At 70.1% G+C, this 12,736-nt stretch carries 13 protein-coding genes; 2 read left to right on the forward strand and 11 right to left on the reverse strand.

Annotation, left to right across the window (positions count from 1 at the left end):
• Positions 1-48 precede the first annotated feature (48 nt).
• Both ACLBKU_RS01440 and ACLBKU_RS01445 read right to left on the reverse strand, forming a co-directional pair.
• Positions 49-897 carry an arginyltransferase gene (locus ACLBKU_RS01440; RefSeq protein WP_410177747.1) on the reverse strand — a complete coding sequence of 283 codons (849 nt, stop codon included), beginning with the start codon at positions 895-897 and terminating at the stop codon, positions 49-51.
• A gap of 198 nt (positions 898-1,095) precedes the next feature.
• Entirely contained in the window at positions 1,096-2,358 is a 1,263-nt protein-coding gene (locus ACLBKU_RS01445) for a threonine ammonia-lyase (RefSeq protein WP_410177748.1), read from the reverse strand.
• A gap of 135 nt (positions 2,359-2,493) precedes the next feature.
• Here ACLBKU_RS01445 and ACLBKU_RS01450 point away from each other — a divergent pair, with 135 nt between their 5' ends.
• A complete protein-coding gene (locus tag ACLBKU_RS01450) occupies positions 2,494-4,146 on the forward strand; it encodes an amidohydrolase (protein WP_410177749.1) in 1,653 nt (550 codons plus the stop codon).
• Positions 4,147-4,195: 49 nt separating this feature from the next.
• Here ACLBKU_RS01450 and tatC read toward each other — a convergent pair whose 3' ends face one another.
• The 9 genes from tatC to ACLBKU_RS01495 all read right to left on the reverse strand — a co-directional run bounded on the left by tatC (position 4,196) and on the right by ACLBKU_RS01495 (position 11,681).
• Positions 4,196-5,002 (reverse strand): twin-arginine translocase subunit TatC, encoded by an 807-nt coding sequence (gene tatC / locus ACLBKU_RS01455; protein WP_410177750.1) that lies wholly within the window; start codon positions 5,000-5,002, stop codon positions 4,196-4,198.
• Positions 4,995-5,414 carry a Sec-independent protein translocase protein TatB gene (tatB, locus tag ACLBKU_RS01460; protein ID WP_410177751.1) on the reverse strand — a complete coding sequence of 140 codons (420 nt, stop codon included), beginning with the start codon at positions 5,412-5,414 and terminating at the stop codon, positions 4,995-4,997. Before tatB ends, tatC begins: the two co-directional genes overlap by 8 nt.
• A gap of 31 nt (positions 5,415-5,445) precedes the next feature.
• Complete coding sequence (locus ACLBKU_RS01465; protein ID WP_410177752.1) at positions 5,446-5,685, reverse strand: twin-arginine translocase TatA/TatE family subunit; 240 nt, start codon at positions 5,683-5,685, stop codon at positions 5,446-5,448.
• A gap of 110 nt (positions 5,686-5,795) precedes the next feature.
• A complete protein-coding gene (gene scpB, locus ACLBKU_RS01470; RefSeq protein ID WP_410177753.1) occupies positions 5,796-6,422 on the reverse strand; it encodes an SMC-Scp complex subunit ScpB in 627 nt (208 codons plus the stop codon).
• On the reverse strand, positions 6,419-7,201 hold the full coding sequence (locus ACLBKU_RS01475) for a segregation and condensation protein A (protein ID WP_410177754.1): 783 nt from the start codon (positions 7,199-7,201) through the stop codon (positions 6,419-6,421). Before ACLBKU_RS01475 ends, scpB begins: the two co-directional genes overlap by 4 nt.
• Positions 7,198-8,211, reverse strand: a complete 1,014-nt coding sequence (gene nagZ / locus ACLBKU_RS01480; protein ID WP_410177755.1) for a beta-N-acetylhexosaminidase — start codon at positions 8,209-8,211, stop codon at positions 7,198-7,200. Before nagZ ends, ACLBKU_RS01475 begins: the two co-directional genes overlap by 4 nt.
• Before the next feature lie 93 nt (positions 8,212-8,304).
• Positions 8,305-9,021, reverse strand: coding sequence for an SPOR domain-containing protein (locus ACLBKU_RS01485; protein WP_410177756.1), 717 nt, complete (start codon positions 9,019-9,021; stop codon positions 8,305-8,307).
• Positions 9,022-9,055: 34 nt separating this feature from the next.
• Positions 9,056-10,804, reverse strand: coding sequence for an arginine--tRNA ligase (gene argS, locus ACLBKU_RS01490; RefSeq protein ID WP_410177757.1), 1,749 nt, complete (start codon positions 10,802-10,804; stop codon positions 9,056-9,058).
• Between the two features lie 226 nt (positions 10,805-11,030).
• Entirely contained in the window at positions 11,031-11,681 is a 651-nt protein-coding gene (locus ACLBKU_RS01495) for a hypothetical protein (RefSeq protein ID WP_410177758.1), read from the reverse strand.
• Positions 11,682-11,754: 73 nt separating this feature from the next.
• Between ACLBKU_RS01495 and ispH the strand changes: the two genes are divergently transcribed.
• Positions 11,755-12,732, forward strand: coding sequence for a 4-hydroxy-3-methylbut-2-enyl diphosphate reductase (gene ispH / locus ACLBKU_RS01500; RefSeq protein WP_410177759.1), 978 nt, complete (start codon positions 11,755-11,757; stop codon positions 12,730-12,732).
• Positions 12,733-12,736 lie beyond the last annotated feature (4 nt).

Consider the following 12,736-nt stretch of genomic DNA (forward strand, 5'->3'; position numbering starts at 1 on the left):
CCCAGTGCTGCGAGAATGGCGAGGCGGAGCGCGAGCCGCCGACGGGCCTCAGCTGGCCGGGAACTTGACAGGCTGGCCATCCTTGCCCCGCGCGCCCACCAGCCGGGTATCATCTTGGGCCCTGCGCGGCGCGGTCGCCTGTGCGATCAGCCGGTGCTGCTCGCGCTCCTCCATGAGCTGCCAGCCCTCGCGGGTCAGCCGCTCGAGCGGGCGGTAGCGAACCTTGTATTGCATGCGCGGGGAGCCTTCGACCCAGTATCCGAGATAGACGTAGGGCAATGCCTCAGCCGCCGCGCGGCGGATATGATCGAGGATAATAAAATTGCCGAGGCCGGCGCGATGCGCGTGATCCGGCTCGTAGAAAGAGTAGATCATCGACAGCCCGTCCGCCTGACGGTCGGTGAGGCAGGCGCCGACGAGGCGGCCGGAGCGGCCATTGACGTCGGGCTCGCGATATTCGGTGACGACCGTGCTGACCGGCGTGTGCTCGATCATGTCGGCATAGTCGAGCTCGTCCATCGCCGACATCCCGCCGTCGGGGTGGCGCGCGCCGAGGTAGCGGGCGAGCAGCGCGAACTGCTCGTCGGTCGCCCAGGGGCGGCACTCGGTGACGACGAGGTCGGAATGGCGCTTCAACTCGCGCTTCTGCGTGGCCGAAGGCTTGAACTTGCCGGCGACCACGCGGACCGAGACGCAGGCCTGGCAGTCGAGGCAGGAGGGGCGGTAGGCGACCGTCTGGCTGCGGCGGAAGCCGATCCGGCCGAGCGCCTCGTTCAGCTGATCCGCGTGCGGGCCCTTCAATTCGGTGAACACCTTCCGCTCGCTCCTGCCCGGCAGATAGGGGCACGGGGCGGGGCTGGTCACGAAGAACCGGGGGAAGCGGATCGGTGCCGTCACGGGTGGGGCCTGTCCTTATCGCGCGAGAACGAGCGTGGCTGGAAGTGTTAAGAAAATCTTATGCCCGCACTCTCGCCCCGGTAAAAGTCCCTTAACCATGAAAATGTCGCGAAATCTGCGCAGGCGTGCGCAGGACGCCGCAAAAGCGGCTCCGATCCGGAGCTAAGTTGCTGGAATGACGAGCGGCGTCAGCCGCGATCAGCCGAGTTCGACGAGCTGCACCGTGTAGCCCTGCGCGCGCAGGCCTTCGACCAGCCGCTCGACCTGCTCGGCGTCGCGCGCCTCGCATTCGATGTCGGTGATGAGGCCCTTGGCCGGCAGGGTGGTGAAGATCCGCTGGTGGTAGATCTCGATGATGTTGACGTTGTGCTCGTTGAACAGGCGCATGACGCGGAACAGCGCGCCCGGACGGTCCTGGAGCGTGATCCTGAGGCGCGCGAGGCGGCCCTGCCGGGCAAGATCGCGCAGGAGAACGTTGGCGAGCAGGCGCGTGTCGATATTGCCGCCGCACAGCACGAGGCCGATCGACTTGCCGGCAAAACGCGCCGGGTTCCTGAGCACCGCGGCCAGCCCCGCCGCGCCCGCGCCTTCGACAACGGTCTTCTCGATCTGGAGCAGCAGTGCGACCGCCTTTTCGAGCGCAGGCTCGTCGACCAGCAGGATATCATCGACCCGCTCGGCGATCACCTTGGAGGTGAAGTCGCCCGGCTGCTTGACGGCGATGCCCTCGGCCAGCGTGTCCCCGCCGCAGGGCAGGTTCGCGCCCTTGATCCGGTCGAACATCGAGGGGAACAGCGCGGCCTGCACGCCGACCACCTCGATCGCCGGGTTGATCCCCTTGGCGACGGTCGACATCCCCGAGATGAGCCCGCCCCCGCCGATCGGGGTGACGATGCAGTCGAGATCGGGCTTGGTGGCGAGCATCTCGAGCGCCACCGTCCCCGCACCGGCCGCGACGTGCGGATCGTCGAAGGGGTGGACGAAGGTGAGGCCGAGCTCGCCCTCGAGCCGCCGCGCATGGGCATAGGCCTCGTCGAAGGTCTCGCCCTCGAGCAGCACCTTGCCGCCGACGCTCTCGGTCTGCATCACCTTCACCGTCGGCGTGGACTTGGGCATGACGATGGTGACGGGAACGCCGAGGCGCGTGCCGTGGTAGGAGAGGCCCTGCGAGTGGTTGCCCGCCGAGGCGGCGATGACGCCGCGCGCGCGCTGTTCCTCGGTCAGCTGGAGGAGCGCGTTCAGCGCCCCGCGCTCCTTGTAGGCGGCGGTGAACTGGAGGTTCTCGAACTTCAGCCAGATGTCCGCGCCGGTGATCTCCGACAGGGTGATCGAGCGCAGCATCGGCGTGTCGACCACCGCGCCTGCGATCCGCACGGCGGCGGCGCGGACGTCGTCGAGGGTGAGATCGGCCGGGGAGGCGCTCGCCCCGGTGGGGCGCGTGGAGGCGGGCTGGGTCGACATGGGGGCCGCGGATAGAGCCTCGCAGGCGCGAGGGCAATGTTGCTGGTGACAAGCTTTTCTGTGCGGGGGGCAAAGTTGGCAAGCGGGCGTGAAGGCTCTAGCACCTCGGGCATGTCACCGATCCCAAGGACCGCCATGCGCCCCGCCCTGCTCGCCCTCGCCGCCGTCTCCGCTCTCGCGCTGGCGAGCCCCGCCTGCGCCGACACGCTGGTCGACAATGTCGAGGGGGTGACGATCGGCACCGACGGCAAGGTGCTGCGCTTCACCGGGCTCGTGTTCGACGAGGAGGGCAAGGTGACGCAGGTGCTCGCCCGCGGCGAGAAGCGCCCCTCGGTCGACTACCGGCTCGATGGCAAGGGGCGGGTGATGGTACCCGGGATGATCGACGCCCACGTCCACGTGATGGACATCGGCTTCGCCGCGCTGACGCTCGACCTGTCGGACACGACCTCGCTCGCGGATGCGCTGGCGAAGATCAAGGCCTTCGCGGAAGCCAACCCGGGCCGCCCGTGGATCCTCGGGCGCGGCTGGAACCAGGAGAAGTGGGGCCTCGGCCGCTTCCCCACCGCCGCCGAGCTCGACGCGGTGGTCGCCGACCGCCCGGTGTGGCTGCAGCGGGTCGACGGCCATGCCACCTGGGGCAACAGCGCAGCGATCCGGGCCGCAGGCGTCACCGCGAAGACCGCCGATCCCACGGGCGGGAAGATCATCCGCAATGCCAAGGGCAATCCCGAGGGCGTGTTCGTCGACCTTGCCACGGCCCTCGTCGACAAGGTTGTCCCCCCGCCCCGCCCGCAGGACCGTGACCTCGCACTGGCCAAGGCGCAGGACGTGCTGCTGGCGAAGGGCGTCACCGCGGTCGCCGACATGGGCACGCCGCCCGCCGACTGGGCGACCTTCCGCCGCGCGGGGGACACCGGGCGCTTGCAAATCCGCATCATGGCCTATGCGGATTCGATCGATACCCTCGAACTGATCGCCGGGGCGGAACCGACCGGCTGGCTCTACGGCGACCGCCTCAGGATGGGCGGGATAAATCTCTACCTCGACGGTGCCCTCGGCTCGCGGGGGGCGCTGCTGAAGGCGCCCTATGCCGACGACCATGCCACCCACGGCCTGCCGCTGCTCAGCCCCACCCAGCTCAGGAACCTGATGAGCCGCGCGGCGATGAGCGGGTTTCAGACCGCCGTCCACGCGATCGGCGATGCCGCCAATGCCGAGGTGCTCGGCGCGATCGAGGAGCTTGCCGAGAGCTACACCGGCGACCGGCGCTGGCGGATCGAGCACGCGCAGATCATCGACCCCGCCGACATCGCGCGGATGGGCAAGCAAGGGACGATCGCCTCGATGCAGCCGCTCCACCAGACCTCCGACCGGCTGATGGCCGAGGCGCGATTGGGCCCCGACCGGCTCGCGGGGGCCTATCCGTGGCGCTCGGTGCTCAAGGCGGGCGGGCGGCTGGCGTTCGGCTCGGACGCGCCGGTCGAGCCTGCCGACCCCTGGGCCGGGATGGCCGCCGCGATCAGCCGCACCGACGCCGCCGGACAGCCCTTCGGCGGGTGGTTTCCGCAGGAGACGGTGACCCGCGAACAGGCGCTCGCCGGCTTCACCGCCGACGCCGCCTATGCGGGCTACGCGGAAGGGCGCTTTGGCCGGCTGGTGCCCGGCGAGCGCGCGGACTTCCTGTTCCTCGACCGCGACCCCCTGCTCGCCTCCCCCGAGGACATCCGCCGGGTCAGGGTGCTCGAGGTGTGGATCGGCGGGGCGAAGGTGCGGGGGGAAGACTGATCCCGTCCCTCCCCGTTCGCCCATTGCTGCGCAACGGGAAGGGACTGGACTACTCCGCCGCCGCGGCCTGCGCCTCTTCCGCCTCGCGCGCGGCCTTGTCGGCGGCGACGGCCTTGTCCTGGAGGCGCATCAGCACCAGCGAGGCCTCGAACAGCAGCAGCAGCGGCACCGCGAGGATGATCTGCGAGCCCGGGTCCGGCGGGGTGACGATCGCGGCGATCACGAAGATCACCACGATCACGTAGCGCCGCGCCGCCACCATCTGCTCGCGCGTGACGATCCCGGCGCGGTGGAGCAGCAGCAGCAGCACCGGCAAGAGGAAGGTCACCCCGAAGCCGAGGATGAACTGCATCACGAGGTTGAGATACTCGCCCGCGCTCGGCAGCGCCTGGACCTCGAGCCCGCCCGCCTGCCCGCCGAAGCCGAGGAAGAACTTGAAGGCGGTCGGCATGACGATGAAATAGGCGAGCGAGGCCCCCGCGCTGAACAGCACCGGGGTGGCGAAGAGGAACGGCAGGAAGGCCTTCTTCTCGCGCGCGTAGAGCCCCGGCGCGACGAAGGCCCACAGCTGGTTGGCGATCACCGGGAAGCTCAGCACGAAGCCGCCGAACAGCGCGACCTTCAATTCGACGAAGAACACCTCGGGAAGCTGGGTGAAGATCAGCTGGCCCTTCCCCTCGGGGAAGGCCTGCTTAAGGGGAAAGACCAGGAGGCCGAGGATCTCGTCGGCGAAGAACAGGCAGATCCCGAAGCCGACCAGCAGCGCGAGCAGCGCGCGGATGACGCGGGTGCGCAGCTCGATCAGGTGGTCGAGCAGCGGCGCGCGGGTCTCGTCGAGGTCGCGGATCTCAAACATCGCCGGTGGTCCCGGTGGCCGGGCGCGGCGTGTCCGGCGCTTCAGGCGCGGGCGCCGCGGGCGGATCGGCGGGGATCTGGGCGGGCAGCATCACCTCGGCCACGGGAGGCCCGGTCATCACCGGGGCGTGGGCGGCGCTCGCGGAGGTGCTCCCGGCGCTTGCCTCGGCGGTCAGGGCGGCGGAGCGGCGCATGATCTCCTCGTTCTGCGCCTTCCACTTCTTCTCCATTTCCTCGAGCTCGGCCTCGCGCACCATCGCGTCGATCCCCGAGCGGAAATGAGCCGAGATGCGCCGCATCTTGCCGATCCAGCGGCCCGCGGTGCGCATCGCGAGCGGCAGGTCCTTGGGCCCGATCACCACCGCGGCGACGATCAGGATGACCAGCAGCTCTCCGGCGCCGACATCGAACATGGGGGGTGCCCTGCTTCAGGCCGGCGACGGATCAGGCGCCGGTGCCGTCGGTCTTCTCGGCGGCGGGGGTTACCACCGAGGCCTCGACGGGCGCCGGGGCCTCGATCCGGGCCGAGGGCTTGGGCGCCTCGTCGGTCTCGTTGAGGCCCTTCTTGAAGCTCGAGATGCCCTTGCCGAAATCGCCCATCATCTCCGAGATGCGGCCGCGCCCGAACAGCACCATGACGATCACCAACACGATGAGCCAGTGCCAGATCGATCCCATACCCATAGACTTGAACTCCTGAAGTGCGGCGCCGGCCTTGCACGGGCCATGTGACCGGAACATGACCCGGCGGGCGTTACGCGGACCATTTAGGCCAAGCGGAGGGCAAATGCGAGTCAGTCCGCCAGATTCTCGTCGCTCTCGGCGTCGCTTTCGTCGGGCGCATCGTCGGGGTCGAAGCGCATCTGCGCCTCGAGCGCCTCGTCGACCGGATCGAGCAGGCCCGCGGCCCGCAACTCGTCGATGCCGGGCAGGTCGCGGCGGGATGCGAGGCCGAAATGGTCGAGGAAGGTGGGCGTCGTCGCGTAGATCACCGGGCGCCCCGGCACCTCGCGGCGCCCGGCGGGCTTCACCCAGCCCGCCTCCATCAGCACGTCCAATGTCCCCGCGCTGGTCTGCACCCCGCGGATCGATTCGATCTCGGCGCGGCTGACCGGCTCGTGATAGGCGATGATCGCGAGCACCTCGGTCGCGGCGCGGCTGAGGCGGCGCACCTGCTCCTTCTCGCGGCGCAGCAGGTGGGCGAGATCGGGTGCGGTCTCGAAGTGCCAGCGCCCTCCGCGCTCGACGAGGTGGACGCCGCGTTTGCGGTAGCGCGCCTTGAGCGAGGCCAACGCCGCGCGCACCTCGGCCGGGTCGAGCCCGCCGAGATGCGCGGCCAGCGCCTCGAGGCCGAGCGGCTCCTCGGCGGCGAACAGCGTTGCCTCGACAGCGCGTTCGAGGGTGCCGGGTTCCTCGCTCATGCCGCGGCGGCGTCCTTCAAGCGGCGGATGCGCAGGGGGGCGAAGGCCCCGTCCTGCGCGATCTCGGCCCGCCCGCGCTTGGCGAGTTCGAGCGCGGCGACGAAGGAGGAGGCGAGCGCCGAGCGCCGCAGTTCGGGCGAGGCGTGGGGCGGCAGGAAGTCGCGGATCTCCATCCACTCGAGCGTCACACCGAGCATTGCCGAGACCCGCTCGAGGGCGGAATCGAGCGTCATCACCGGGCGGTTGGCGACGTGGTAGATGCGCGGGGCGGTACGCGCCTTGACCTGTCCGTAGGCCTGGATGAGGCTGAACAGGTCGGAGCGCCAGACAGTCTTGCGGTCGGTGCGCAGGCCCTCTGGCGCGCCGCGCAGGAAGACGTCGCGGCCGATCCGGTCGCGGCCCATCAGCCGGGCAGCGGCCTCGCGCATCGCGCCCAATCGCTGGAGCCGCAGTTGCAGCCGGAGCGCGAGTTCCTCCGGGCTCGGGTCCTCCTGCTCGGCCTTGGGCAGCAGCATCGCCGACTTGAGGTAGGCGAGCCAGGCGGCCATCACGAGGTAGTCTGCGGCCACCTCGAGCTTCAGCGCCCCGGCGGTCTCGATATAGTTCAGATACTGGTCGACCAGCGCGAGGATCGAGATCTGGCGGAGGTCGACCTTCTGCCGCCGCGCGAGGTCGAGCAGCAGGTCGAGCGGACCCTCCCACGCGCCGAGCTCGAGATAGAGCGCGTCGGCGTCGGCGCGCTCCGGCGGGAACATGAAGGGCGGCTCGGGCGCGTTCATGCGGCGAGCGCCAGCAGCGCGTCGCGCTTGGCGAGGAGTTCGTGGTGCTCGCCCGCGAGCGCATCGGCGATGCGCGTGCCCGCGAGGGCGCGGTCGAGCCGCGCGGCGGTCGCCTCGGACATGGCGGGGAGGACCTCGCAGATGCCGGCCATGTCGGGCATCTTCGCCCAGCAGTTGAGGACGATGTCGCAGCCCGCCGCATGGGCGCGCGCGGCGCGTTCGGGGATCGTCCCGCCCAAGGCCTCCATGTCGATGTCGTCGGTAAGCAGCAGGCCGTCGAAGCCGATGCTCCCCCGGATCACGTCGCGGATGATCGTCGGCGAGAGGGTCGCGGGGTTCTCGGCGTCCCAGGCGGTGAAGAGGAGGTGCCCGGTCATGCCGATCGGCGCATGACGCAGCGTTTTGAAGGGCGCGAGGTCGGCCTCGAGCTCCGCAGGCGAAGCGGTGACGGTCGGCATCGCCTTGTGGGTGTCGACATCGGTGCGGCCGTGGCCGGGCATGTGCTTGATGCAGCCCGTCACCCCGCCCTCCGCAAGGCCCTCGAGGATCGCGCGGCCGAGCGCGGCGACCTGCACCGGGTCCTCGCCGAGCGAGCGGTCGCCGATCACGTCGTGCGCGCCCGGGACCCTCAGGTCGAGCGGCGGGTGGTAGTCGACGTTGATTCCCATCGCCGAGAGCTCGAGTGCCATCGCCCGGGCGCCGACGCGGGCGGCCTCGATCGCGCTCGCCGGGGCGACCTGGTAGAGCCGGTCGAAGGCCTGCCCCGCCGGATAGGGCGACCAGCCGGGGGGCCTGAGGCGCGCGACGCGGCCGCCTTCCTGGTCGATCGAGACGAGCAGGCGTTCGCGGCCGTGGATGTTGCGGAGGTCGTCGGTCAGTGCCCTGAGCTGCGCGGGGTCGACGCAGTTGCGCCCGAACAGGATGTAGCCCGCCGGGTCGGCCTCGCGGAAGAAGGCGCGCTCGTCGGGGGTGAGCTCGGGGCCGGAAAGACCGAAGATCGCCGGAATCATGCCCCCAGAGTCGCACTTGGCGGGGGTGTGAGCAAGGGGTGGAAGGGGTGTGGAACGGGGATAAGCCCCGGTTCCGGCCGGCTGGGCCACCCGCTATTTCACCTGGCAGTCGATCCCGTCGGCCTTGAGCGCGGCGCACAGGCGGGTCGCCTCGGCCCGGCTGCCCGCGACCGCCTGCAAGCGGTAGACCGTGCCGATGTCGACCTTGCCCTCGACGATGCGGTATTTCACGCCCTTGAGCACCTCGGTGCGGCGGGCGATGTCGCTCCACCCCTGCTCGGCGCGGGCGCGGGTGCCGTAGGCGGCGAGCTGGACCCCGGTGCCGGGCACGGCGGGCGCGGGCGCCGCGGAGGGCGCGGTCACGGGGACGAGCTTGCTGCCCGGCGCGCCCTTCGCGGGCGTGGGCGACGGGGCCGCGCCGGGGACGCTCGGCAGCGGCGGGGTCTCGGCGACCACCGCAGGGCGCTGACCGCCCTCGCCCACCACGGGCGCGACATTGCCGGTGCCGGCGAATTCCTTGCCGCCCGGATTCTCGGGGCGCTGCTTGATCGGGCCCTCGGGCGCTTCGATCACGCTGCCGTCCGCGACCACCTCGCTCGCCGCCATGCGGTTCGAGAAGAACCACACCCCCCCGACCACCGCCGCGCCCAATGCCAGCAGCAGTCCGACGAAGCCGACGATCTGCCAGGTGTCGATGCCGCCCGCCTCCTCGTCCTCCTCGTCGGATTCGAGCCACGGCAGGCTGTCGGTGTCGGCGAGGTCAAGCTCGCCGCCGTCCTCCGGGATATCCTCGTATTCGGCCTCGATCATACCGGCACCCTTGCTGCTGTTCCCGGCAGGCGGGTCACATGCTCTCGACCGCCGCGACGCCGAGCACGCCGAGACCGCCGCGAATAACCTGCCCGATCGCGTCCCCGAGGAAAAGCCTCGCCGCGGTCAGGTCGCGGTCCTGTTCCACGATGAAGCGCTTCTCGGGGCGGTCGTTACCGAGGTTCCAGTAGGAATGGAGGTCCCCGGCGAGGTCGTTGAGGTAAAAGGCGATGCGATGCGGCTCGCGGGCACGGGCGGCCAGTTCGATCTCGCGCGGGAATTGCGCGGCGCGGGCGACGAGCGCGAGCTCCTCCGCGCCCAGCCGGTCGAGCGCCGCGTCGGAGGGCACGATCCCCATCTCCGCCGCCTTGCGCAACGTCGAGCGGATGCGGGCGTGGGCATATTGGACGTAGAAGACCGGGTTGTCCTTCGAGGCCTCGACCACCTTGTCGAAGTCGAAATCCATCTGCGCGTCGGGCTTCCTCGTCAGCATGGTGAAGCGCACCACGTCCTTGCCCACCAGCTCGACCATGTCGGCGAGCGTCACGAAGTTGCCCGCGCGCTTCGACATCTTGAAGGGCTGCCCGCCCTTCATCAGCTGCACCATCTGCACGAGCTTGACCTCGAAGGGCTTGGGCGCCCCGCCATCGGCGCTGGTCAGCGCGGCGACCGCGGCCTTGATGCGCTTCACCGTCCCGGCATGGTCCGCCCCCCAGATGTCGACGAGCGCATCGGCGGTCTGGGCCTTCTGGAAGTGATAGGCGAGGTCCGCGCCGAAATAGGTCCACGCGCCGTTCGACTTCTTGATCGGCCGGTCCTGGTCGTCCCCGAACCTCGTCGAGCGGAACAGCGGCAGCGAGACCGGCTCCCAGTCCTCAGGGGGGGCCTTGCCCTTGGGCGCCTCGAGCACGCCGTCATAGACGAGGTCGTGTTCGCGCAGCCACTTCTCCGCCGCATCGACCTTGCCCGAGGCCTGCAATTCGGCCTCGGAGGAGAAGAGGTCGTGCTGAATCCCGACCGTCGCGAGGTCCGCGCGGATCATGTCCATCATCGCCGTGACCGCGCGAGTGCGGAACAGCGGCAGCCAGTCGCTCTCGGGCGCAGCGGCGTAGGCCTCGCCGAACTCGGCGGCGAGCTGCTGGCCGACGGGCACGAGGTATTCGCCGGGGTAAAGCCCCTCGGGGATCGTCACGCTTGCCCCGAGCGCCTCGCGGTAGCGCAGGTGCACCGAGCGGGCGAGCACGTCGACCTGCGCGCCCGCGTCGTTGACGTAGTATTCCTTGATGACCCGGTGCCCGGCGAATTCGAGCAGCCCGGCGAGCGCATCGCCGACCACCGCACCGCGGCAATGGCCCATGTGCATCGGGCCGGTGGGGTTGGCCGAGACATATTCGATGTTGACCACCCGGCCCTCGCCCATGTCCGAGCGGCCGTAGTCGGTGCCGAGGGAGGCGATGGCGCGCAGCTCGGCGAGCCAGGCCTCGGGGGCGAGCCGCAGGTTGATGAAGCCGGGACCGGCGATTGCGGCACCCGCGATGCCAGGGCGGCTCGCGAGCTTGGCGGTGATCGCCTCGGCGAGCGCGCGCGGGTTGAGGCCGGCGGGCTTGGCGAGGACCATCGCGGCGTTGGTCGCAAGGTCGCCGTGTGCGGGATCGCGCGGCGGCTCCAATGTGACATTGGCGAAGGAGGTGCCGGCGGGGAGCGTCCCCTCGGCGACCAGTTCGGTCAGCACCTGCTCGATCAGCGCCGCGTGGGCGGCGTAAAGGGTCTTGGGTTGGGTCATGCGTGTTCTCTAGCGTCAGGCGCGTTTGTTCGCGCGTGCAAAGAAGGAAGCGAGGCCCCGGGTCAAGCCCGGGACGACGGTGAGGAGAGGAGCGACTGCAAAGCGAGCGCGTGGCACTCCTCGGTGCCGAAGGCGCCGCGAGCGCACACGCGCGAGCCGCAGGTGCTCAAGCCCGCCGGGCTTGAAACGCACCGAGGACGGGGGCGCGGAGGCGCCCCCGCAACCATCAGCGCGTCACGTTGTAGCGCAGCTGCTCCTCGGTCAGCTGGAAGCCGACCAGCATCTCGAAACGGGTGCGGGCGATCGCGGCCTTGACCTCGGGCTCGGCGAGCGGGTCGAGCGCGGCCTCCTGATCGCCCGCGCGGCGTCGCCTCGTGATGCGCTGGCGGATGTCCTCGGGCAGCGAGGCATCGGCGCGGTTGACGAAGCTCGCCGCCTTGGCAGTGGCGCTTGCGCGCTCCTGCCCGTCGGCGAAGGAAAGGGTGACGGTGCCGACGCGCTTGGAGATCACCGCGTTGCCCGCCTGGAGCACGGTCACGAAATAGGGCAGCGCGACGGTCCGCGCCCCGCTGGTGTCGGCGCGGCGGGCGTTCACGGTGAAGCTCGCCTCGGAATAGACCTTCTCGCCGGTGTCGTTGCAGGTCGCGCGCAGGTTGGTCATCGAGGCGCTGACGTCGAGGCTCGCGGTGGTGGTGTCGCCGGGGATGCGGAAGGTGGTGATGTCGCCGGTGAAGTCGGGTATGCCGACCGAGGGGCAGGTGGTCAGCACGCTCGAGATGCCGACGCCCTCGTCGATCACGAGCTCGCCCTTGTTCGAGCAGGCGGACAGCGCGGCAACCGCGGGAAGGGCAATCAGGGCGCGTGCGCGAAGCATCATTGTGGAGCCGTCCTCGTATATCCGATCCCGTGCGCCCTAGCGAGGACGGGCGGAAAGCGCTAGGGGGAGCAACATGAACGCGCCCTTTCAGACCACCGACACTCCCGCGGCCGCGCTGCCGCCCCTCAACCTGCTGATCGCCGCCCCGCGCGGCTTCTGCGCCGGGGTCGACCGGGCGATCGAGATCGTCGAGCGCGCGCTCGAGCGCTATGGCTCGCCGGTCTATGTGCGCCACGAGATCGTCCACAACAAATACGTGGTGGAGCAGCTCAAGGCCAAGGGCGCGATCTTCGTCAAGGAGCTGGACGAGGTGCCCGACGATGCGCCGGTGGTGTTCAGCGCCCACGGCGTGCCCAAGGCGGTCCCGGCCGAGGCACGGCGCCGCAACCTCCTCTATGTCGACGCCACCTGCCCGCTGGTCAGCAAGATTCACCGCCAGGCCGAGCGCCAGATCGAGAAGGGGCGCCACATCATCTTCATCGGCCACGAGGGCCACCCCGAGGTGATCGGCACGATGGGCCAGGTCGAGCCGGGGCAGATGACCCTCGTCGAGACGATCGAGGACGTCGACAAGCTCCCCTTCGATTCGGACGAGGAATTGGCCTACCTCACCCAGACGACGCTGTCGGTCGACGACACCCGCGAGGTCATCGAGGCATTGGAGTGGCGCTATCCCAACATCTCCGGCCCGCGCGCGGAGGACATCTGCTATGCGACCTCGAACCGTCAGGCGGCGGTCAAGGAACTCGCGCAGGACTGCGACCTCGTGCTGGTGATCGGCGCGCCCAATTCCTCGAACTCGCTGCGGCTCGTCGAGGTGTCGGAGCGGCTGGGCACGCCCGCCAAGCTGATCCAGCGCGCCTCGGAGATCGACTTCGCCTGGCTCGACGGGGTGACGACGCTCGGGCTGACCGCCGGGGCCTCGGCGCCCGAGATCCTGGTGCGCGAGGTGGTCGCCGCGCTCGCCCGGCACCGCACCATCGCCGAGCGCGAGATCACCGCGACGGTCGAGAAGATGGTCTTCAAGCTCCCCCGCCAGCTCACCGAATAGGCGC

It is taken from the genome of Erythrobacter sp. NE805, from assembly GCF_046452355.1.
Lineage (GTDB): Bacteria > Pseudomonadota > Alphaproteobacteria > Sphingomonadales > Sphingomonadaceae > Erythrobacter.